This is a genomic window from Phytopseudomonas seleniipraecipitans (assembly GCF_900102335.1).
In the GTDB taxonomy this organism is placed as follows: Bacteria; Pseudomonadota; Gammaproteobacteria; order Pseudomonadales; family Pseudomonadaceae; genus Aquipseudomonas; species Aquipseudomonas seleniipraecipitans.
The window spans coordinates 535,088-558,075 of sequence record NZ_FNBM01000002.1; the positions used below are offsets into that span (position 1 = coordinate 535,088).

The window sequence follows — 22,988 nt, forward strand, 5'->3', positions numbered from 1 at the left end:
TCGGTCAGGTAGGAAGGCACGTCAGTTGGGCTTCTCGAATGGCTTGTCGAAGGTCAGCTGCGGGTCATGCAGGGTGCCTTTCACGTCGTATTGCACGCTGGCGAAACGCGCCACACGATCGCCCAACAACTTGTCGGCAATGAACAGCGCCCCGCCGATGGCGGGCGCACCGACGATCAATGCGGCGAGCGGCAGGTTGTTGGTCACCGGCAACGTCACCAACAGCTTGGCGTCGATGCCCTGGTTGATCATGTTCAGGGTGCCGTCCAGTTCCAGGTTGCTCGACGGGCCGGTCATGGTGATGGGCTCCTGGGTGACGAACACGCCATCGGTGGCCTTCAGGTTGCCCTTGACCCGGTCATAGCTCAGGCCCTTGCCGAGCAGGTCAGAAAAGTCCAGGCGCAGACGCCGGCCAATGGAGTTGAAGTTGAGCAGACCGAACACCCGCAGTGCCGATGCCGAGCCCTGTACGTCGACGAACTGGCCCTTGCGCAATGCTGCGTCGAGGCTGCCCGAATAGCGCTTGAGATTGAAGAAGGCCGGCGAGCCAGGCCAGTTACCATCGGCATCCAGGCGGAAGCTTTCGCTGGTCGCCGATGGCGCGTAGCCCCAGGCCTTGAGGACCTCGGAAAGCTTTTCGCCCTGCATGCGCCCCTTGTACCAGCTGCGGGTTTGCCCCGGTGCGCCTTGCCAGCCGATGGCACCGCCAAGGTGCAGGCCCTTGAGGTTGATGTCTAGGTCGCTGAACTGCACGCCCTGCGTATCTGGCCGGGCCTTGAGCGACCAAGCGCCCATGTCGTAATCGCCCTGGAATACGTGAGCCACCCGCACATCCAGCGCTGGAATCTTACTGGGGTCGAAATCGGCCAGCGGATCCGGCCCCTCGGGCTCAGGCGCGTCATCGGTACTCGGCTTGGCAGCCGGCAGGCGCACATACTCGAGGTCGGCGATGATTGGCCGGCCGTCTGCGTCAAACAAATCAACACGCCCCTTTGCCAGACTGCTGTCGACACTCAATGACCAGCCGCCGTCGATGGGACGCAAGCCCACGTCGAGATCGTCGAGTGTCTGCCCCAATCCTTCGAAACGGCCAATGCGCAGTTGGGCATCGCTGAACAGCTGCTGGGCATCTTCGCGAGGGCTTTGCTCATAAGGCTTGATGACGTCCTGCCAGGCCGCCAGATTGACTTCTGCAACCCGACCACGCACCCGCACACCGCGCGTAGTAGGCAGTATCGCCGGGCCGTCGCCCAGGCGCAGCTCACCGCGACTCTGCTCGAACTGCCCCGGTGGCGCTGCGAGGGTGAAGCTGGCTACATCGGCATAATCCAGCCAATAGCGCTGTTCGCTAGCACCGAAGTTCATCCGCCAATCGGCGTAGCGCTCTTCACTCGCTGCTTTACCGAAGGGTGCCGGCAAGCCGATGCTTAGCCCCTTGAGGTTGGAGTCGATGCGCAGCTGGCTCTGCGCGCCTTCAAGGCTCAGACGAAGGCGATAAGGCAGACTGCCCTGGGCGGGCAACTGCTGCTTCACGCCCAGCCAGCCAGTGAGGTTGGCCAGCGGGATGATCCCATTGGCTTCGATATGGCTGCGCGCCTGGCCGGGGCTGCCATCGGCAACCGCCTTGCCGCGCACGGCATGGCCCAGCGCACGCGCAGTGATCGACGGCGCGCTAAGACCCTTGTTGGTGTCGTAGCGGAAGTCACCGCTCACATCGCTGAGCTCCAGCGCGGGCTTGCTGATAGCCAGTGAGGCTTTGTCAGCTTTGAAGTCGACGATCACGTTGGCCTGCTCACCCTTTTGCAGGGGGATGTCCAGGTCCAGAGCACCGCTGAGTGCGCCAGCGCCCTTCCAGCCAGCGAACGTGTCGGCGACACCCAGCGGCGTATCCTGCAGGATCTTCAAGCCATCGCCGACGCTGCTCTGTAATGTGCCCTTGAGCTTGAGGCGCGGCGTTTCACCCGGATCGACGTGAGCGATATCGGCGTAGGCCTCGCGCACCTGGCTGTCGAGAATACGCCCTTGCGAGACGCGTACCCGCACGCCGCTGTCCTCGATCAACACCTGCCCGCGGGCATCGTGCAGTGCCGGCCAGCCTGGCTGGAACGCCAGCTCGGCATCTTCCACATCGAAGAACAGGCTGATGCTGCGCACAGCAGGGTCGGGGTTGCGGTTGATCGAACCCTGATACTGGAAATAGCCTTCCTTGACCTTACCGCCGCGGATCGCCGTTTTCAGCCATTTATCGAGCGCGGGGCTTAGCGCCGGCGTCGGCAGGTACTTCTCGGTAAACCGCGCGTCGCCGTCACGCATGCCGACGCGCAGGTCCATGTAGTCCTCACGCTCCGGGTCCTTGAGCATGCGGATCAGGAAGTCGCCAGCCACCTTGCCCTCCTCGCCCACCACCTGCAGGTAAGGCGCGCGCAGGGTGAAGCCTTCGTCATCGAGCGTCCAGGTCAGCCGGCCCTTGGCTTGCTGATAATTCCAGGCCTTGGGAAACAGCGTGGTCAGGTGCAAGGAGAAATCTTCGCTGTCGACCTTCAACTCGCCCTGACCGAGGTCCCCAGTGATACTACCGCTGCCGTTTTCCACAGCCGGCGAGGCATGCCAGGCGGAAAAGCCCACGCGTTCCAGGTTGGCTGAGAACTGCAGCCGCTCCGGCCCTTCGATCTCGGGGCGAAAGCTGGCGGTGAGGTTGCGCAAGGCGCCGTGGGGCTTGAGCGTCTGCAGCAGGTCCAGGGTGTTTTCCGGCATTGGCGCAAGGCCTTCCACCAACGGCACCAGCGGGCCAACGTCGAGGCGATCGGCGCTAAGGCTCCAGCGCTGGGAGGCATCACCCTTGGCCGCCTGATGACCGAGAGAGATACGCGCTTCGCCCCAGCGGTTGTCGCCCTGGCTGAAGGCGAGATCGTCGAGGAGCAGGTCGAAATCATCATCTTTACGCTCGAAATAGGCGTTCAGCGCCAGATCCTTGAGCGCTACAGCCTCGCGCTTGGCGTAACGCCCCGCCAGGTGCGGGGCATGCAGGCGAGTGGCGGCGCGTTGCAGGTTGCGCTTGTCCCAGAGCACCCAGGCCTCGCCACCCAGTTGCAGATGGTCGAGGTGCCAATCGCGGGTCAGGGCCGGCGGCACCCAGCTCGCCCAATCGCTCTGCGGCGCGCTGAGATAGACCTCGGCACGGGCATGCTGCCAAGTCTCAGGTTGCATGCGGGTGCGCACCTGCAGCGCCAACGGTTGGCCGTCCGGCAGCTGCACGCGGGCGTCCACCCGCTGTCGAGTGCTGCCATTGCGAATGCTGAGATTGATGGCGCTGAGCGTGAAGGGTTTCAGACCCTGGGCCTGAACGCTAACCTGGCTGTCGAACAGGGAAAGCCGGCTGATCATCTGCGACTGGCGCAGCACCTTGGGCACATCCAGCGGCGGCTGATTCTGCCGCTGTGGAATGCCTTCCACCTGCCAGGCGCCGTCTTCGTCCTGACGCAACGTCAGGCTCACACCGTCGAGCTGCAACTCGGCGATTCGCGGTTGCCAGGCGAGCAGGCTGCCCAGCAGGTCAGGCACCACGCGCACCTGCTTGAGGGTCAGGTGTTGCTCACCGTCACCCAGACGCAGGTCGCGCACCAGCAACAGCGGCGAAAACCCACTCCACTGCCCTTCCAGCGCGCCGATGCTGACCGGCATACCAAGCGCTTCGGTGGCACGCGCTTGCGCTTCTTCACGATACTCGGCCACCAACGGCACCAACTGCCGACCGAGGCTCACGTAAAAAGCCGCCAGCACCAAACCCAGCGCACACAGGCCCAGGCCCCAGCGCAGCAGCGTGGCGAACGCCTGCCCCAACCGTTCCATTCAGGTCACGCCCCGGTCTGACCGGGGATTATCACAGCAGCACCACATCGTATTGTTCCTGGGAGTACATGGTTTCGACCTGGAACTTGATGGTTCGTCCAATGAATGCTTCGAGGTCGGCGACATTGCCCGATTCTTCATCGAGCAGGCGGTCGACCACCTTCTGGTTGGCCAGCACGCGGTAGCCTTCGGCTTGATAGGCGCGGGCTTCGCGGAGAATCTCGCGGAAAATCTCGTAGCAGGTGGTTTCTGCAGTCTTCAGCTTGCCGCGGCCCTGGCAGTGACTGCAGGGCTCGCAGAGCACCTGCTCGAGGCTTTCGCGGGTACGCTTGCGGGTCATCTGCACCAGGCCGAGTTCGGTGATACCGATGATGTTGGTCTTGGCGTGATCGCGCTCCAGCTGTTTTTCCAGGGTGCGCAACACCTGGCGCTGGTGCTCTTCGTCTTCCATGTCGATGAAGTCAATGATGATGATCCCACCGAGGTTGCGCAGGCGCAGTTGCCGGGCGATCGCGGTGGCCGCTTCGAGGTTGGTCTTGAAGATGGTTTCTTCGAGCGTGCGATGACCGACGAAAGCGCCGGTGTTGACGTCGATGGTACTCATCGCCTCGGCCGGATCGATGACCAGGTAGCCCCCGGACTTGAGCGGCACCTTGCGCTCCAGGGCCTTCTGGATCTCGTCCTCGATGCCGTGCAGGTCGAAAATCGGCCGCTCCCCCGGGTAATGCTCCAGGCGGTCGGATATCTCCGGCATCAGTTCGGCGACGAACTGGGTGATCTTCTGGAAGGTTTCCCGCGAGTCGACACGAATCTTCTCGGAACGGGCGCTGACCAGATCACGCAGCGTACGCAGCGCCAGGCTGAGATCTTCGTAGATCACCGATGGCGTTGGCGCGCTCTTCATCTGCTCGGCGATCTGCGTCCACAGACGACGCAGGTAGCGGATGTCGACGAGGATTTCTTCGGCACGCGCGCCGTCGGCGGCGGTGCGCAGGATGAAGCCGCCAGCCTCCTCGATGCCTTCGGCCGCCACACAGTCGGTGACGACCTGTTTGAGGCGCTCACGCTCGGCTTCGTCTTCGATTTTCAGGGAAATGCCGACATGACTGGTGCGCGGCATATACACCAGATAGCGCGACGGGATCGACAGTTGGGTGGTCAGCCGCGCGCCCTTGCTGCCGATCGGGTCCTTGGTGACCTGCACGGTGAGGCTCTGGCCTTCGTGAACCAGCGCACTGATGGTCTCCACGGCACTGCCTTCACGGCTGGAGATTTCCGAGGCATGAATGAACGCTGCGCGCTCCAGGCCGATATCGACGAACGCCGCCTGCATACCCGGCAGGACGCGCACCACCTTGCCTTTGTAGATGTTGCCGACGATGCCGCGGCGCTGGGTGCGCTCGACGTGCACTTCTTGCAGGACACCGTTTTCCACCACCGCCACGCGCGATTCCATCGGCGTGATGTTGATCAGAATTTCTTCACTCATGCGCCCATCTCTGTCTGAGATGAAGCTGAAAGCAGCGGCAGGCTCGAGCGAGCCCGGCACATCGCGGCCAGCAACCTCTGGGTTATGCGCTGGCAGTCATTGCCAGCACGGAATCGCGAATTCCGCGAGCAGCTCGGCAGTCTCGCACAACGGCAGCCCGACCACCGCTGAATAACTGCCCTGCATCTGACTGACGAAAACCGCCGCCAAACCCTGAATACCATAACTTCCGGCCTTGTCGCGCGGCTCGCCGGTCGCCCAATACGCTTCAATCTGTGTCTGGCTCAGCGGCTTGAAACGTACCGTGCTGGTCACCACGCGAGCGGCAGCGCGCGTTTTACTGATCAGCGCGACGGCGGTCAGCACCTGATGCTCGCGCGCGGACAGCGCGGCAAGGGTGGCCAGCGCGTCGGCACGATCTACCGGCTTGCCGAGGATGCGCCCGTCGAGCACCACCGCGGTATCGGAGCCGAGCACCACCGCACCGTCACGCTCGGGGAGGATACTCAGCACAGCCGCGGCCTTGGCCCGTGCCAGGCGCTCGACATAGGTGGCCGGGGACTCGCCAGCCTGCGGCGTTTCGTCGATGGGTACGACCTGAGTGAGAAACGGCACGCCGATCTGGGTCAGCAGTTCACGGCGCCGCGGCGAAGCGGAGGCCAGGTAGAGCATTGCCATGCAGACGTCTCGCAATCAGGCGCCGCAGCGCGTTTCAGTTGACACCCAGACGCCGGTGTAGAGCACGCAGCAGCGTACAGACCCATGGCCAGAGCAAGGCGCTGACCAGCGCCGGCAGCACGAATGCCAGAGTCGGTGGGCGGCTGCCAGTCAGTGCGTTGAGCCACAGCTGTACCAGTTGCGCAATACCGAACACCACCAGCAGCACCATGCTCTGCTGCCACATGGGAAACATGCGCAGGCGCTGGTGCAGGCTCAGCACCAGAAAGGTGATCAGCGTGAGGATCAATGCATTCTGGCCGAGCAAGGTGCCGTTCAGCACGTCGGCCAGCAGGCCGACGCACCAGGCACTGGTCATGCCGACGCGGTGCGGCACGGCCAGCACCCAGTAGGTGAGGAACAGCGCCAGCCACAACGGCCGGCCGATTTCCATGAAGCGCGGCAGGGTGGAGACGCTGAGCAGCAGCGCCAGCGCCATGGTGACCCAGATCACCCAGACGTTATTGGAACGGGCAGCGATCATTGGCCAGCCTCCTCGCCGCGAGCAGGTGCCGCAGGCGGATTATCAGTGGTCGGCTCATCGGCAGCGGGTGTCGCGTCGTCAGGGCTTTCGTCACCAGGCTCTTGCAGCGCCTGACGGTCAACCGCTTCCTGCGCCTCGGCCGACTCGGTGGCGCGCTGTTCCGGCGTGCGCGGGTCGGTGAACACTAGCAGCATGTAGCGGGTGCGGTTGAGGTTGGCGGTCGGCATGGCGCGCACGATGGCGAACGGCTGACCGGAGTCATGCACCACCTCGGTCACCGTGGCCACCGGGTAACCCGCCGGGAAGCGCTGCCCAAGGCCGGAACTGACCAGCAGATCGCCTTCCTTGATGTCTGCGGTATCGGCCACGTGACGCAGCTCCAGGCGTTCCGGGTTACCGGTGCCGGTGGCGATGGCGCGCAGACCATTGCGGTTGACCTGCACCGGAATGCTGTGGGTGGTATCGGTGAGCAGCAGCACGCGAGAGGTGTACGGCATCACCTCAACAACCTGGCCCATCAGGCCGCGGGCATCGAGCACTGGCTGGCCGAGCACGACGCCGTCTTTCTCGCCTTTGTCGATGAGAATGCGGTGCGTGAAGGGGTTGGGATCGATGCCGATCAACTCGGTGGCCAGCACCTCGTCGTCGACCAATGCCGACGAGTTGAGCAATTCGCGCAAGCGCACGTTCTGCTCGGTCAAGGCCGCCAGCTTCTGCAAGCGACGCTGCATCATCAACTGCTCGGCCTTGAGCTTCTCGTTCTCGGCTGCCAGTTCATTGCGGGAGCTGAATTCCTGGGTGGCGCCTTCCCATAATGTAACGGGGAAGCGACCCAGCCAGTAGACCGGCTCGACGATAAGGCCGAGCTGGCTGCGCACCGACTGCAGGACGGTCAGGCGCGCATCGACGACCATCAGCGCAGCCGACAGCACGGCGAACACCAGCAGGCGTACACCGAGCGAAGGACCTTTGGCGAATAGCGGCTTTATGGTGAGTACCTCTCGACTGCCAGCCTGAAAGCTGCATGCGGCTTCAGGCTGCTGCAGCGCAAGGTGTGCAGCTTATTCGGTGGACAACAGATCCATGGTGTGGCGATCCATCATTTCCAGCGCCTTGCCGCCGCCACGGGCCACGCAGGTCAGCGGGTCTTCGGCGACGATTACCGGCAAACCGGTTTCCTGGGACAGCAGCTTGTCGAGGTCACGCAGCAGCGCGCCACCACCGGTCAGCACCAGGCCGCGCTCGGCGATGTCCGATGCCAGCTCAGGCGGCGATTGCTCCAGGGCGCTTTTCACCGCCTGGACGATGGTCGCCAGGGATTCCTGCAGCGCTTCGAGCACTTCGTTGGAGTTGAGAGTGAAGCTGCGCGGTACGCCTTCGGCCAGGTTGCGGCCACGTACGTCAACTTCACGCAGCTCGCCGCCCGGGTAGGCGGTGCCGATTTCCTGCTTGATGCGCTCGGCGGTGGATTCACCGATGAGGCTGCCGTAGTTGCGGCGCACGTAAGTGATGATGGCTTCGTCGAAACGGTCGCCGCCAACCCGTACGGATTCTGCGTAAACCACGCCGTTCAGCGAGATCAGTGCGATTTCAGTGGTACCACCACCGATATCGACGACCATCGAACCGCGCGCTTCTTCGACCGGCAGGCCGGCGCCGATGGCAGCAGCCATCGGTTCTTCGATCAGGAACACTTCGCGGGCACCAGCACCCAGCGCGGATTCACGGATGGCGCGGCGCTCGACCTGGGTCGACTTGCACGGCACGCAGATCAGCACGCGCGGCGAGGGCTGCAGGAAGCTGTTTTCGTGAACCTTGTTGATGAAGTACTGCAGCATCTTTTCGCAGACGCTGAAGTCGGCGATCACGCCGTCCTTCATCGGACGGATGGCGGCGATATTGCCCGGCGTACGACCGAGCATCCGCTTGGCGTCGGTGCCGACGGCTACAACACTTTTCTGATTGCCATGGGTACGGATGGCGACGACCGACGGCTCGTTCAGGACGATGCCGCGCTCGCGTACATAAATAAGGGTATTGGCAGTGCCCAGGTCAATCGACAGATCGCTGGAAAACATGCCACGCAGTTTTTTGAACATGGGATAAGGACCCTAGGCAACGCGTGGGTAAAGATACAGCGCAAGAAAACACGCAGGTAAAAAAGTGCGGCAAACTCTAACAACGGCAGGGATTTTGAGCAAGGCACCAATATGGTAGATTGCCTGTTTTTCCGCGGCTTTGAGGCATCTTCGACATTGGCGGCGACCGCGGCAAATTCTGCCAGGCGCCACAGGTACCTGCCCCGAGCCACACATCGCCGCCTTTGACCGCCGGCTAGACGCATCCGTTCCCTGCCCTCCGTGCACGGTACCTGCTCATATTTTCACTGGCGGCCCCATAGCGGCCGCCTTTACAGGAGAACCCGATGGCGCTTGAACGCTCCGAGGTGGAAAAGATCGCACACCTGGCCCGACTGGGCCTGAGTGAAGGCGAACTGCCCCACACCACCGCAACCTTGAACAGCATCCTCGGCCTGATCGACAGCATGCAGGCGGTCAATACCGACGGTATCGAGCCGTTGGCGCACCCGCTGGAAACCACCCAGCGCCTGCGTGCCGACGCGGTTACCGAAGCGAACCACCGCGAGGCCTACCAGGCCATCGCCCCGGCCGTGGAAAGCGGCCTGTACCTGGTTCCCAAAGTCATCGAGTAAGGAAAGCGCCCCGCCATGCATCACATGACCCTGGCCGAGATCGCCCGCGCCCTCGCCGACAAGCAATTCTCATCCGCTGAACTGACGCAGAACCTGCTGACGCGCATCGAGCAGCTCGATCCACAGCTCAACAGCTTTATCACCGTAACCGCCGACCTCGCCCTTGAGCAGGCCAAGGCCGCCGATACCCGTCGCGCTGCCGGCGAAAGCAGCCCGCTGCTCGGCGCGCCAATCGCCCACAAGGATCTGTTCTGCACCCAAGGCGTGCTGACCAGCTGCGGCTCGAAGATCCTCACCGGCTTCAAGGCACCCTACAACGCCACCGTGGTCGAGAAGCTGGCCAGCGCCGGCACGGTGACCCTCGGCAAGCTGAACATGGACGAATTCGCCATGGGCTCAGCCAACGAATCCAGTCACTACGGCCCGGTCAAGAACCCCTGGGATCTGACCCGCGTGCCTGGCGGCTCCTCCGGTGGCTCGGCTGCCGCAGTTGCCGCGCGCCTGCTGCCGGCCGCCACCGGCACCGACACCGGCGGCTCGATCCGCCAGCCGGCGGCGCTGACCAACCTCACCGGCATCAAGCCGACCTACGGCCGTGTCTCGCGCTGGGGCATGATTGCCTATGCTTCCAGCCTCGATCAGGGCGGTCCTATGGCGCGCACCGCCGAAGACTGCGCGCTGCTGCTGCAAGCCATGGCCGGCTTTGATGCCAAAGACAGCACCAGTGTCGATCAGCCGGTCGACGATTACCTGTCCACACTGAGCCAGCCGCTGAGCGGCGTTCGCATCGGCCTGCCGAAGGAATACTTCGGTGCCGGCCTCGACGCGCGCATCGGCGAGAAGATCCTGGCCGTGGTCGAGGCGCTGAAAAAACTCGGCGCCAGCGTCAAGGACATCAGCCTGCCGAACATGCAGCACGCGATTCCCGCCTACTACGTGATCGCACCGGCAGAGGCCAGCTCCAACCTGTCGCGTTTCGATGGCGTGCGCTTCGGCTATCGCTGCGAAAACCCGAGCAACCTCGAAGACCTGTACAAGCGCTCGCGCGAAGAAGGCTTCGGCGCAGAAGTGAAGCGCCGCATCATGGTCGGCACCTACGCGCTGTCCGCCGGCTACTACGACGCCTACTACCTCAAGGCGCAGAAGATTCGCCGGCTGATCAAGAACGACTTCGTTGCGGCCTTCAAAGAGGTCGACGTGATCCTCGGCCCGACTACGCCGAACCTGGCCTGGAAGCTCGGCGAGAAGAACGCCGATCCGGTGTCCGCCTACCTGGAAGACATCTACACCATCACCGCCAACCTGGCCGGTATTCCTGGCCTGTCGATGCCTGCGGGCTTTGTCGATGGTTTGCCGGTGGGCGTGCAGTTGCTTGGCAACTACTTCCAGGAAGGTCGTCTGCTCAATGTCGCGCACCAGTACCAACAGGTCAGCGACTGGCACAAACAAGCACCGAGCGGCTTCTGAGGAAGGATTAAGACATGCAGTGGGAAACCGTCATCGGGCTCGAGATTCACGCTCAGCTCAGCACGCAATCGAAGATTTTCTCGGCCAGCGCCACCACCTTCGGCGCCGAGCCCAACACTCAGGCCAGCCTGGTCGATCTCGGCATGCCCGGCACCTTGCCGGTGCTCAATGAGCAAGCCGTGCGCATGGCCTGCCAGTTCGGCCTGGCAATCGACGCCGAGATCGCCGAGCGCAACGTCTTCGCGCGCAAGAACTACTTCTACCCGGACCTGCCGAAGGGCTACCAGACCAGCCAGATGGATCATCCCATCGTCGGCAAGGGCTTCCTCGACATCACCCTGGAAGACGGCACCGTCAAGCGTATCGGCATCACTCGTGCGCACCTCGAAGAAGACGCCGGCAAGAGCCTGCACGAAGACTTCCAGGGCATGAGCGGCATCGACCTGAACCGCGCTGGCACGCCGCTGCTGGAAATCGTCTCCGAGCCGGACATCCGCTCCGCGAAGGAAGCGGTGGCCTACGTCAAGGCGATCCACGCCCTGGTACGCTACCTCGGCATCTGCGACGGCAACATGGCCGAAGGTTCGCTGCGCTGCGACTGCAACGTGTCGGTGCGCCCGAAAGGCCAGGTCGAGTTCGGTACTCGCGCCGAGATCAAGAACGTCAACTCGTTCCGCTTCATCGAAAAAGCCATCAACCACGAAGTGCAACGCCAGATCGAACTGATTGAGGACGGCGGCAAGGTGGTGCAGGAAACCCGCCTGTACGACCCCAACAAGGACCAGACGCGCTCCATGCGCAGCAAGGAAGAAGCCAACGACTACCGTTACTTCCCCTGCCCGGACCTGTTGCCGGTGGTGATCGAGCAAAGCTTCCTCGATGACCTGCGCAGCCACCTGCCCGAGCTGCCGCCGCAGAAGCGCGAGCGTTTCGAAAGCCAGTACGCACTCTCCACCTACGACGCCAGCGTGTTGAGCGCGAGCCGTGAGCTGGCCGACTACTTCGAGGTGGTCGCGAAGACCTGTGGCGACGCCAAGCTGGCGGCCAACTGGGTGATGGGCGAGCTGTCCAGCCTGCTCAACAAGGACAACCTGGAGATCGATCAGTCGCCGGTTTCCGCCGAGCAGTTGGGCGGCATGATCCAGCGCATCAAGGACAACACCATCAGCGGCAAGATCGCCAAGATGGTCTTCGAAGCGCTGGCCGCTGGTGAGGGCGCAACGGCGGACGACGTGATCGAGAGGAAGGGCCTCAAGCAGGTCACCGACTCCGGCGCCATCGAAAAGATGCTCGACGACGTGCTGGCCGCCAACGCCGAGCAGGTCGAACAGTACCGCGCCAGCGACGAAGCCAAGCGTGGCAAGATGTTCGGTTTCTTTGTCGGGCAGGCCATGAAAGCCTCCAAAGGCAAGGCCAACCCGGGGCAAGTGAACGAACTGCTGAAGAAAAAGCTCGAAGGCTGAGCGATTTGAAAACGCCGGGAATTCCCGGCGTTTTTGTGTCTGACGCGAGCGCATGAATGGGAGAGAAGTGATGCGTCGATTAACGGCTCTGCTGATGCTGTCCGGGCTGCTCGCGGGTTGTAGCGGCCTGCCCTTTGGTGGCGGCGTACCCGGCGATTACCGGGCCGAGGGCAAAGCGTCCTACTACGGCAAGGCGCACCACGGTAACAAGACCGCCAGCGGCGAGCGCTTCGACCAGAACGCGCTGACCGCCGCCCACCGCACCTTGCCCTTCGGCACAAGGGTCAAGGTCACCAACCTGAACAATGACCGCAGCGTGGTGGTGCGCATCAACGACCGTGGGCCTTTCGCGCGCGGGCGAATCATCGACGTGTCGCGCAAGGCGGCTGAATCCCTGGACATGATTCGCTCCGGCGTAGTGCCGGTGAGGGTCGAAAGCCTGAAGTAACACGGAGCGGTCCTTTAGGCGACATTAAAGAGGCTGCTACAAGGCGATAACGGCCGTAGGGTGGATGACGCTCTTTTCATCCACCATTGCAATCGCAGAGCGGTGGACGGGTCGGGCCGCGTAGGTGAGGCGTCGTCCACCCTACGACCGCTATCGCCACTTTGCAGGCAAAGCGCTGAATTCGAGCCGAAAGACCGTGAATAGCCGCTCAGACCGCCGGATCCCAGCGCTGCGACCAATCAGGCCCCTGGGCAACGATCTCGCGCAGCAGCGTGAAGCTGTGCTGCAGAGCCGCCGAATCTCGCTCGCGGGAATAGACGAGGTAGGTCGGGTAGCTGAACTCCGGCGCCCTGCTCACGCGTTTGAGCACCTGCTTATCCAGGTAGCTTTGCACCACCCGGGTGCGAAAATAGCCCGAGCCGCCGTGTTCCAGAATGTACTGCAGCGCCAGCGGCCCCAGGTTGAAGGACACCGGCGCACGAGCCTTGTCCGGCAACGCACGGTCGTGCTGGGCGCGGAAGCTGTCGCCCCAGTCGATGTATACATAGGGTTCGGGGTTGGCCGCCTCCACCAGAATCAGCTTTTCCTCCAGAATCTGCTCGACCTGCAGGCCGGCCCAGTAAGTGGGCTGGTAGACCAGTGCGGCATCCAGCACGCCGAGTTCAAGCTGGCGCAGCAAGCCCGCACCGTCGCCAATCTGCGCGCGCACCGCATAACCGTCGATGGCCGCACGAATCTCGCTGACCCAACGCAGCATCAACGGGTTGCACAGGCTGACCTCGCCGCCAATGTGAATGACATTGTGGTAACCGTCCGGCAAGGGCAGATCACGCTGCGCCGCCTCCCAGGTCTGCTGGATCTGGTTGGCGTAGGTGACGAACGCCTCACCATCTGCAGTCAGCCGCGCGCCGGCACGGTTGCGCACGAACAGCGTGCTGCCCAGGTGGCTTTCGAGCTTCTGGATGCGCGCGGTGATTGCCGTCTGGGTGACATGCATGCGCTCGGCGGCGGCAATGAAACTGCCGCTGCGGACGATTTCCAGAAAGGTGCGGGTAAGGTCGATATCCATCTTCGCTGAGCCAGCGTGCAGGGCGCTGGCGACTCCTCAAGCCTGATCCGGCGAACAGTGTACGGATGCGCGGCGGATGATTCGATGCCTCAATCGAGGTGCCTGAGCAAGTCGCGATGCAGCGCCGCGACCAGATCGGTCTGGGTGATCACCCCGACCAGCGCACCGCTGTCCAATACCGGCAGGCAATGCAGGCCGTCGTCCGAGAGCAGCGCGATCAGGTCGACCACATGGGCATCGACGTCCACCGTCTGAACCGGCGAGGTCATCAGCTCGCCCAGCACCTGCTGTTTTTGCAGGCCGAGTATCGCCCGCAGGTTGAAGCTGTTGGCACGTATCGCGCCGACCAGATCCACCAGGCTGACGATGCCGACCAGTTGCCGGTGCTCGTCGAGAATCGGCAGCGCCTTGAGCTGGTGATGGGTCAGCAGATACAGGCCCTCGGCGACGCGGGTATGCGGCGTGGCGTGGATCAGGTCGCGGGACATCATCTGCCCGGCGCGGATATCACCCATGCTGCGGCGCAGCGCGTGCTTCTCGGTGCTGCGCACGATCAATTCGAGGTCTTCACGGGTTACATCGACGAACGAGCCCAACTCATCCAGAGCGTGATCGAGATCGTCGGCATTGATGCCGGCCCGCTCGCTGGGCAACGGGTCGCGTGTGCGATGCACCGTGGAGGTTCCGGGGTGCGGCCGCGGGTACGGCACGCGCGTCAGGTTGTTGTAGAGCAGCGCGCAGGCCAGCAGTCCAACGCCGGCGGTCATAACCGCCAGGGCTGGTTGCCAGAACGGTTCACCGGGCGCCGGCGTGGCGAACACCATACAAAAGGCGATAGCACCCGCCGGTGGATGCAGGCAGCGCAGCGGGCACATCACTAACAGGCTAAGGCCGAGCGCCAGGGCTGCGCCCACCAGGCTGTGGTCGATGAAGTGAGTGATCGTCAGCGCGACCACGCACGCGCACAGATAGCTGCCGAGGATCGCCCAGGGCTGCGCCAGCGCGCCGGACGAGACAGCGAACAACAGCACCGCCGAAGCTGCCAGCGGGCCGGAAAAATGCACGGCCATGTGCAAGCCGAACAACTGGCTGCACACCCAGGTGCTGAACAGGAAGCCAATGGCCGCACCGAGCGCGGCGCGGCTCCATTCGCGAGGGCGGGTATGCAGGGAATCGGGCAGGAAGGCAGACAGCCAGGAAGAAAATTGCGCGGTGGATTTCATCGATATCGTCAGAAAAACTCGAGCCTCTCACGTGAAAGGCTCGCTGGGTACCGCCATTGGCGGCTGGCAGGAGTATCCATCCCTGGATGGGTGTAATCGTCTGTTTGCAACCTTGTCCGCCTCAGCAGAGAAACTGATTCAGACAATGCGATGGAGTCTGCCCAACGCAGAGAGATTCATCCAACGAATAATAATGAAGGATGAGTAATATTTTATTGATATTAAATTTGAGCACGGAACAGTCTACCTTCGAATGCTTAGCGTCTTTGACCAAGCGAGCGAAGCGATACCCGGGAAGACCGGCACAGCCTGCTCACGCCAGCTGAATCACGCGTACCGCTTACGGATAACTGAAACTCTTCACCAGCGTCAGCTCGCCCGGGGTGCGCATCGGCACGAGGAAGCTCTGCTGCTTCTCGTTGACCGTGCCCTCTTCGCTGATCACGGTGATTTGCCCGGTGGTGAGAATCTGCTGGGCGCTGCTCTCGCCGTTCTCGTCGTAGCTGTAACCGCCGCCGTAGTAGTTCACGTAGACCAGGTACTGGCCCTTGAGCGGCGTTGGCGTGGCGATCATTTCCGGGCCGTAGCCGGTGGTCACGTCGACATCCAGAGCGGCACCATTGGCCAGCGAGCGGTTGCCGTACCAGACATGCTCGCCATCGGGGGTCACCAGGTGCAGGTCGAGGTCGGTGTTGTCGCTGTCCCACGACAACACCACACGCAGGCGCGCCGGGGTTTCGCCGCTACCCCGGTTGTAGAACTGCACGCGGCGGCGCTGCTCGCCATCCGGGCTGCGCACCTCGACGTTGTTGCTGCCCTCGGAGAACACGAAGGGCCGATCGAAGCTGCCGTCTTCGGCGATCTTCAGCGGCATGCTGACACCATTGACCACCAGGCGGCCGGGCACCTTGGCGTCCTTTTCCAACGCGCTGATCGCGCCCTTGATGCGCGCGGTGTCAGCCTGGTTGGCGGCGCTGTTGACGGACGACGCAGGGTAATTGACCTCTTGCATGAACTGCGCACCATCGCCACCTCCTACGCGCCAGCCGCTGCGTGGCGTGTCGAGCTGCACCTCGGCCAGCGCGCAGAGCGGTAGCAAAGTCAGGCAAAGGGCGAAACGGGGATTGATCGGGGCCATGGTGTCATTCCAGTAACAGGGTGCGGGCGAGGCCTTCGACATAAGCCTCGTCCTGTCCATTGGGGTGGGCGGCAAACGCCAGGTGCAGGTATTCGTGAGTCAGGTCGAGACGGTCTTGCAGGGAAAAGAAGCCGCGCACGTAAATGCGCTGACGCTCACGATCCACCGAAGGCCGACCGGACGCCAGCTGGCACACGGCGAACTGCTGAATCTCCTCATAACCGGGCTCACCATCCAGGCGCTGGCGCCAATCGCGACGCTGCTTGCGCAGCCACTGTTCGGCGGCGGGCAAGGGCTGGCAGGCCGCCACCGGTTTGTCCCAGCGGCTCAAGGTGGCGCGCGGGAACGCGCGGGCCAGGATGGCGTCGTAACGCAGGCCGCTGGCGGCCTGTTCGACCGCCTGGGACCAGGCCAGGCGATCAGTACCCGGCTGCGTGCTGTGGTAGGTGACCGGCGTGCCGGCCAGCACCAGATCGGCCGTCCATGCGGCGATATACCGGGCGCCCTGGCTGGCCGGGCGCGGTGCGACCCGCTGGCTGGCACTGCTGTCATCGATGGTCAGGCATTCGCCGCGCCGGCCGGCGGTCTGCAGCAGGTAAGTACGGGCGGCGATGGCTAATGCCTTGGCGGCTTCGGCGGGTTGCGCCGAGGCTTCGCGGTCCAGCACGCGGGCGACGTAGTCCTCACGATCGAGGTGAGCGGTCAGCTGAAGCCCCTCACCCGTGCGTTCGAGAAAGAGCTCGCCATGGCTTTCGATGGGCAGGCGATTGCCATTGGCGAATTCCACCTCGTAGCGACCATTAAGCGCCCCCGACTCTACCACCGCGCCACCGCCCTCGCGCCTGAGCTGGCGCAGCGGATAGCGGGCGAACAGGCGCACCTCGATACAACTGCCGGCTTCGCTCGGCCAGGGCGTGGGCAGCACCTGGCCGAGCGGCTCGGCGTAGCGCTTGAGCACCATCATGCTGGTGCCCGAACCACCGGCCCACACCGGGGTGCCATCGGTCAGCCAGCCGGCAAAACCACCCTGGCGCGCCTGGGCATCGCCATCGGCCAGCCAGCTCCAGGTTTTCACCCGCAGGCGCCCACCCAGGGCGCTGACAGCAGCACCATTAGCGCTGCTGAGGATCACGTCCAGCAAGACCTTGCGCGCATCCGCCTGGGCTGGCAGTTGCCCGAGCTGGGCGAGCAGTTGCTGAACTGGCACACGGGTTTCGGGAGCCAGTCGCTGGCGCTCGGCGATCCACGCCGGCGCCTGGCGTACCTGCCAGTAACGCAACCAGTCGCTCTCGGTCAGCTGCAGATTGTCCTGCTCGAAGTACAACCCGCAGGATTTCACCAGTGCCTGGTCGCGATCAATGCGTTCGCCTGGGTTGCAGCAATACACCTCTTCCTTGTTCCCGCCACGGCACTGATAGCCGTTGTCCGGCTGCCCGGTGTCGACCAGATAGGCGTAAACGAACAGTTTCCACAGGCTGCCCAACGGCGCTTGAAGCGTGTCGGGCAGCGGTTCGCGGCTGATCAGTCGCTGCCCGTCGATGCGCAGCAGTTCGCTGCCGCCGGCCGTTTGCCAAGCCAGGGACAGCGGCGCCTCGCTTGCCATTGCCGAGCCGCCGAGGGCGGCCAGCAGGGCTAGCGAAGCGAGCAGGTCGTGCTTACTCAACGGTGACATTCTGCAGGGCCGGCTCGGCTTCCAGTGCTTGCTGGCCCGGTGCGTAAAGGCGCACGTAGCGGGCTGGCGGCAGCACGAATTCGCCCTTCTGCGAGAAGCGCACCAGGTGGCGCAGCACCAGCTCGCCCTGCAGGCTGTCCACCGGCACCGCGTAGCTGAGCTCGCCTGGCTCGTTGCGGGCCTTCTCCAGCGCAGACGCTTCGTCGCCGGCTAGGCCGCTGACCTGGATGCCCCAGGTGGTACGTTCCACATCGGCGCCCGGTGGCAATGGTACTTCCAGCATGCCGTAACGCAGGGTCTGCTCGGATTCACTACTCAGGGTCACTTCGTCCAGGTACAGGTCGGCACTGGAGATCTCGTCCTTGCCGACTTCCTCGGCGCGGAACTCGAACGCCTTGTCGCCTGGCACCAGGCGCAACAGGCGGCGCTTGAGGGTAACCGGCACAGTGCTCGGTGCGGCCTGGGCGCTCCGGTAATCCAGGCGCACGTCGTTCGGCTGATCAAGATCGCCTGCCACCAGCAGTGCCTGGGGCGGTTGCGCCCCGTTCCATTGCCAATAGTTCTCGCCGCTGGTGCCTTCCACCGCCTGCCAGTCGCCTTCCAGCGCCAGCGTCGGCTGCGTGCTGCGCAGGTCCAACGACGGCTGCAGCCAAGTCAGCGCCAGGGCGCGTTCCAGGCCCGCTTGAGCCGGTGCCAGCTCGCCAAGCAGGCGTTGCGCGCGCTGACGATCCGGGCCGTTGAGGTACAGGCCGACGGCAGCCACAAACGGCGACTGGCTCTCGGCCAGGCGGCGACGCGCGGCGTCGAGTTGCCCCTGCAGCGCATCCGCCACCGGCACATTGTTCTGCTGCGCCAGCCGCACGCCCATCTCGCGGGCAATCGCCAGGCCCAGCGCTGAATCCGGCGCGGCCATCACCAGGCTGTCGCCCTCACCAAGCACCACTTCATTACCTTCGCCTGCCGCGGCCAGGTCATACACCAGGCCTTCGATCAGGGTTTTCACCGGCAAGCCCATATCGCGAGCGAACGCGATGATCAGCGCACGCTGCAGCAGCGGCGTGTCCTGGGCGCGCTTGGCATACAGCTCCAGCACGCGCTGCCAGTGCTCGGCCGGCAACTGAATGGCCAGGGCGCGGCTGGCGTGCCAGTCGGCGAAATAGGCGTAGGTGGTCAGGAAGGCGTCGCCATCGGCATCACCGCCCCACCAGGTAAAGGTCGCCTCCGGCCCGGCCATCTGTACCAGGCGCAAACGGCTGTTCTGCATGATCAGACGCAGGCGATCCTTGATGCGCGGCTCGCCAGCGGCCAGCGCCGGATAGGCCAGGCTCAGCGGCAGCAGCCGGCTGGCGGTCTGCTCGACACCGCCATAGGGGTAGTCGAGCAGGTCATCCAGCGCAGCGTTGAACAGACCGGCGCCGCTGTCGGCCACGTGCAGCTGCACCTGACTGGCATCGGCCGGCAATTGCAGCGGCGTGCTGCCCGGGAATGCCGAGACGTGCGTGCTGTGCACCTGCTGCCAGCCCGCTGCCACCGTGCTCAGCCTGACGGCCAACGCGTCGGCCACCTTGTCGGCCTGACGCAGTTCGGCGCGGAAGTCGCCGGCGGCGATCACCGCCTCCTCGACCGGCAGGTAGTTGATGCCCTTGGCCAGCGTCACTTCACGGCGTTGCTCCTGCTCGCCATGACGGATCAGCAGTTCGGCCTTGGCGCCCTCCTCGCCCTGGTTGAAGGCGAACAGGCCCAGCGCCGGCTTGTCGCCGACCCGGAAGCGGCTCGGGCCACTCCATTTCAGGTACAGCGGCTTTTCCGAACGCACGAACTGGCGTTTCTGGCCCACTTCGCCCTGGGCGCTCACTGCACGAGCAGTGATGCGCCAGCGGGTCAGCGAGTCCGGCATGCGGAAGCTGAAGCTGGCCTTGCCATTGGCATCGGTGACCAGATCCGGCTGCCAGGCGGCGGTGTCGATCTCTTCGCGGCGTGGCCGCTCCAGCACCTTCACGCCCCGTTCGCTGCGGTTGGCCCGGCCCGGTGCACTCGGCGTGCCGGGCAGCGCGAGGTCGTAGCTGATGAACGACAGGCTGGCGCTGGTGCGCACGTTGTTGCGGCGCGGGTGATAGAAGAACTGGTCGATGCCCGGGGCGATTTCCGGCTGCAGGGCGTAGATCATTTCGTCCACCACGCTGACCGTCAGGCGCGTCGGCACCGGTTTGCCCTCGAACAGGGTGCTCAGCTCGACGGTGACCAGTTCACCCGGCTGCACAACGTCCTTGTCGGCTTTGATGGCGATGTCGATTTGCGGCGTGGCGACCTTGATGCCGGCGTTCTGGAAGCTGTAGTCACCGCCACGAGTGTACAGCGCCGAAAAGGTGATGTTCGGCGAGAAATCGTTGCCGACCGGAATCCGCGCGCGGTACTGGGTATCGGACAGGCGCTCGAGCTTGAGCCAGTCGCCGCCCTTGGAGAGCAGCGCAGTGGCCTCGACCTTGTCGCGCTCCAGGGTCAGCAGCGCATCGCTGACGGGCTCCGGGAAGGTGATCAGCGCCAAGGCTTCTTCGCCGGCCTGGTATTCGGCTTTATCGAGGACGATCTCGATGGTGCCGGCGACGGATTTGACACCCTCGCCACTGACCGAATGGCCGGTGGCGCCGAGAATCAGGCCGCTGCTGTCCTTGAGCGTGATGCTGTAGGTGCCGGGGCGCTCGAAGTTCAGCGCGAAGCCCTTGGCATCCGCCGCCAACTCGCCGTTACCGGTGCTCTGGTCTTCCAGGCGCACCCAGTCGTAACGAGCCGGTTTACGTTCACTGGTGCCTTCGCTCTGATACGAGAAGCTGACCGCCTGACCGGCCGAGCTGAAACGCTGCGGCGCGCTCACTCGGTAGCGGGCAGCACCGCGTTCGATGAGGATTTCCTTGCTGGTCTTGACCCGGTAGGCGGCGCCGTCGCTGGCGAACACGCTGAGCAGGTAACGGCTCGGCTTGTCGGCGGCCGGCAAGTCGACCAGCGCACGGCCCTGGCTGTCGGTGCTGACTTCGCTGCTGGCCAGCTCGACCGGGAACTGACCGAGGTACTGCAGCTCGTTGTCGACCATCGACAGTTGCTGGGCACGCAGGCTCAGTTGCACCTTGGCATCGACCACCGGCTTGCCGTCCGGGTAGAGCAGCACCAGAGCGCCCTTGACCGGCTCGCCAGTGCGGAAGTCCGGTTTATCCAGGTCCAGCGACACCTCGAAGTGCGGTTTGATGTACTCGGCGACGCGGAAGGCGCTGCTGTACAACTGGTCGCGGTAGGCGAAACGCAGCTCGTAGCCGCCGGCCACGGCGTTGTCCGGCAGTTGGAAGCGGCCCTGGCCGCCACGGGCGCTGTCGAAGTCGAGCTTCTGGGTCTGCAATACGGTGCCGTTGGCATCCAGCACGCTGAGGCTGATCGGCGCAGTGCCGGCGGCCACCGAGTCGCGGGCATTCTTGAACTCACGGCCGACGATCTTTACCTCGACCCAATCGCCGGGGCGATAAAGCGGACGGTCGGTGAAGGCGTACAGCTTGGTGTCGTAAATTTCGCTGTCGTAATAGAAGTTCTCGGAGACGAACACGCCGCCCTGGGCGTCCTCGCCGATCACGTAGGAGCGCTCCGGGCTGGCATGGCCGAGGCGCAGCAAGCCTTGTGCGTCGGTCTTGCCGCTGGTCATCACGCCCAGACCATCGCTCCACAACAACTGCGCGCCAGCGACCGGCGTGCCCTGGTGCTTGTCGGCCGTCCACACAAGGAGTTCGCCACCGGCGATCTTGCTCACCGCCACGGTGTTGGAGACGAACACCACGGTGGTGGCGCGGTACTTGCCGATGATCGCCTCGGCCAGGTACAGGCCGGGCTCCAGTTTGCCCAGCGGCACGTAGACGTTGCCCGAGGCGACGCTGACGAAGTTGCTCGACGAGCCGGACAGGTCAACGCCCTGAGGCGGCTCGATAGGCTTGGCTTCCCACAGCGGGTAACGGAACTCGGCCACCAGCGGCAGGCCCTTCATCGGCGCAAACTGCACCTGCGGGGTGTATTCGGTGGGCGCGGCGATGGCGCTGCCCATCTTCAGCTCCGGCGCCTCTTCGGTGACCTGCTTGCGCGACTCGTAGGAGAACGCTCGCTGCATCACCCGACGGGATTTGCGGTACCAGTTGTCCCACAGATACGACAGGGTGTTGGACAACCCCTCGCCCTTGAACTGGCCCTCCGCGACCACGCGGTGCAGGTTCTTCTGGCGCTTGAGGAATTCCAGCGGCTGCTCGATGCGGTACAGGCGCATATCCACGCCGCCGTAGCCTTCCATGCGATAGCGGCGGTAATCACGGCCTGGCGCCTCGAGGCGCACCGTGGCCACTTCATCAGCGGCGAAGCTCGAGTCGGCAAGCAGGAAGAACGACTCGCCGGCCAGCGGCGTGTAGCCGCTCGCCGGCACGTCATCCTCGGCCTGGGCAGCCAGGGGCAACAGGGCCAGCAGCGCGACAGCCAGCAAGCGATTCATCGCGCGAGGAAATTCAGTCGATAGATGCCGATAAAGTTGGGGTTGGCGTCGTCGGGTATCCATCGGGTGTCCTTCCATGTCATGAGTTGTTGCAGGCTGACGGCACGCATGCCGTTATCCGTGGGAGTGGTGGTGCCGGTGTGGTAAACGATGTCGCGGCCCATCCAGATCATCAGGTGCTGGTCATCGCCCTGGTCGAAGAACATCAGGTCGCCGGGGCGTGCCTGGTTCAGATCGCGACCGACCAACTGGCTGTTGAACTGGATCATCTTGATCGCGTTGACGTACGGGCCCTGCTGGCCACCGCCCTGCTGCCAGTTCTGCGCCAGACGGCGCTGGGCGTCGTCCAGTTCCAGCTCCGGCGGCAGGTAGCGATTGGACAGGCCATTGGCGTGCAGCCACTTGGCGTCATGCACCTTGAGCGCTTCGTTGGCGGCGAAGCGCACCAGGCCAACACAATCCTGCTGGTGCCAACGCGGGCTCGGTCCCTGGCGCAGCTGCTCCTGGGCGATACGCACGAACCAGGCACGGAAGATCTGCGACTGCTCGGGGTTCAGGCCGGGCGCCTGCTCGGCGCGCGCGGCCAGGCTCAACGCCATGAACATGACGAGCAGTGCGATAGTTGCAACCCGCCCAGGGGCTCGTGAGCTAGAGCCATGCAAGGCAAAAACAGGCGAGGAAGCGGAGTTTACGAGTTTGTAAATGAGCATTCCGAGCCTGTTTTTAACGCAGCAGGGCCGACG

At 64.0% G+C, this 22,988-nt stretch carries 16 protein-coding genes; 4 read left to right on the forward strand and 12 right to left on the reverse strand.

The window, feature by feature from the left end; genetic code table 11:
- Positions 1–21: 21 nt before the first annotated feature.
- The 6 genes from BLS60_RS07350 to mreB all read right to left on the reverse strand — a co-directional run bounded on the left by BLS60_RS07350 (position 22) and on the right by mreB (position 8,638).
- Entirely contained in the window at positions 22–3,849 is a 3,828-nt protein-coding gene (locus BLS60_RS07350) for a YhdP family protein (RefSeq protein WP_092366363.1), read from the reverse strand.
- A 31-nt stretch (positions 3,850–3,880) separates the two neighbouring features.
- Positions 3,881–5,338 carry a ribonuclease G gene (rng, locus tag BLS60_RS07355; RefSeq protein ID WP_070880700.1) on the reverse strand — a complete coding sequence of 486 codons (1,458 nt, stop codon included), beginning with the start codon at positions 5,336–5,338 and terminating at the stop codon, positions 3,881–3,883.
- A gap of 96 nt (positions 5,339–5,434) precedes the next feature.
- The gene (locus tag BLS60_RS07360; RefSeq protein WP_092366366.1) at positions 5,435–6,016 is read right to left on the reverse strand and encodes a Maf family protein; all 582 of its coding nucleotides are present in this window, start codon (positions 6,014–6,016) and stop codon (positions 5,435–5,437) included.
- Between the two features lie 34 nt (positions 6,017–6,050).
- Entirely contained in the window at positions 6,051–6,539 is a 489-nt protein-coding gene (gene mreD, locus BLS60_RS07365; RefSeq protein ID WP_092366369.1) for a rod shape-determining protein MreD, read from the reverse strand.
- Positions 6,536–7,480, reverse strand: a complete 945-nt coding sequence (gene mreC, locus BLS60_RS07370; RefSeq protein WP_244153373.1) for a rod shape-determining protein MreC — start codon at positions 7,478–7,480, stop codon at positions 6,536–6,538. Before mreC ends, mreD begins: the two co-directional genes overlap by 4 nt.
- A 120-nt stretch (positions 7,481–7,600) precedes the next feature.
- Positions 7,601–8,638, reverse strand: a complete 1,038-nt coding sequence (mreB, locus tag BLS60_RS07375; RefSeq protein WP_042554791.1) for a rod shape-determining protein MreB — start codon at positions 8,636–8,638, stop codon at positions 7,601–7,603.
- Positions 8,639–8,964: 326 nt separating this feature from the next.
- On the opposite strand from mreB, the gene gatC reads away from it, so the two are divergent.
- The 4 genes from gatC (at position 8,965) to BLS60_RS07395 (ending at position 12,630) form a co-directional block, all read left to right on the forward strand.
- Positions 8,965–9,252, forward strand: coding sequence for an Asp-tRNA(Asn)/Glu-tRNA(Gln) amidotransferase subunit GatC (gene gatC / locus BLS60_RS07380; RefSeq protein ID WP_070880697.1), 288 nt, complete (start codon positions 8,965–8,967; stop codon positions 9,250–9,252).
- Positions 9,253–9,267: 15 nt separating this feature from the next.
- Positions 9,268–10,719 (forward strand): Asp-tRNA(Asn)/Glu-tRNA(Gln) amidotransferase subunit GatA, encoded by a 1,452-nt coding sequence (gene gatA / locus BLS60_RS07385; protein WP_092366374.1) that lies wholly within the window; start codon positions 9,268–9,270, stop codon positions 10,717–10,719.
- A gap of 14 nt (positions 10,720–10,733) precedes the next feature.
- Entirely contained in the window at positions 10,734–12,182 is a 1,449-nt protein-coding gene (gene gatB, locus BLS60_RS07390) for an Asp-tRNA(Asn)/Glu-tRNA(Gln) amidotransferase subunit GatB (protein WP_092366377.1), read from the forward strand.
- A gap of 70 nt (positions 12,183–12,252) precedes the next feature.
- Entirely contained in the window at positions 12,253–12,630 is a 378-nt protein-coding gene (locus BLS60_RS07395) for a septal ring lytic transglycosylase RlpA family protein (RefSeq protein WP_092366380.1), read from the forward strand.
- Between the two features lie 208 nt (positions 12,631–12,838).
- Here BLS60_RS07395 and BLS60_RS07400 read toward each other — a convergent pair whose 3' ends face one another.
- From BLS60_RS07400 to BLS60_RS07425, 6 genes are all read right to left on the reverse strand, one after another.
- Complete coding sequence (locus BLS60_RS07400; protein ID WP_092366383.1) at positions 12,839–13,699, reverse strand: LysR family transcriptional regulator; 861 nt, start codon at positions 13,697–13,699, stop codon at positions 12,839–12,841.
- An 89-nt stretch (positions 13,700–13,788) separates the two neighbouring features.
- Complete coding sequence (locus BLS60_RS07405) at positions 13,789–14,922, reverse strand: HPP family protein (protein ID WP_092366387.1); 1,134 nt, start codon at positions 14,920–14,922, stop codon at positions 13,789–13,791.
- Between the two features lie 340 nt (positions 14,923–15,262).
- On the reverse strand, positions 15,263–16,060 hold the full coding sequence (locus BLS60_RS07410; protein WP_092366390.1) for a YfaP family protein: 798 nt from the start codon (positions 16,058–16,060) through the stop codon (positions 15,263–15,265).
- 4 nt (positions 16,061–16,064) lie between these two features.
- A complete protein-coding gene (locus tag BLS60_RS07415; protein WP_244153381.1) occupies positions 16,065–17,663 on the reverse strand; it encodes a DUF2300 domain-containing protein in 1,599 nt (532 codons plus the stop codon).
- A gap of 52 nt (positions 17,664–17,715) precedes the next feature.
- On the reverse strand, positions 17,716–22,245 hold the full coding sequence (locus BLS60_RS07420) for an alpha-2-macroglobulin family protein (RefSeq protein WP_092366396.1): 4,530 nt from the start codon (positions 22,243–22,245) through the stop codon (positions 17,716–17,718).
- On the reverse strand, positions 22,242–22,850 hold the full coding sequence (locus tag BLS60_RS07425) for a DUF1175 domain-containing protein (protein WP_092366399.1): 609 nt from the start codon (positions 22,848–22,850) through the stop codon (positions 22,242–22,244). Before BLS60_RS07425 ends, BLS60_RS07420 begins: the two co-directional genes overlap by 4 nt.
- Positions 22,851–22,988 lie beyond the last annotated feature (138 nt).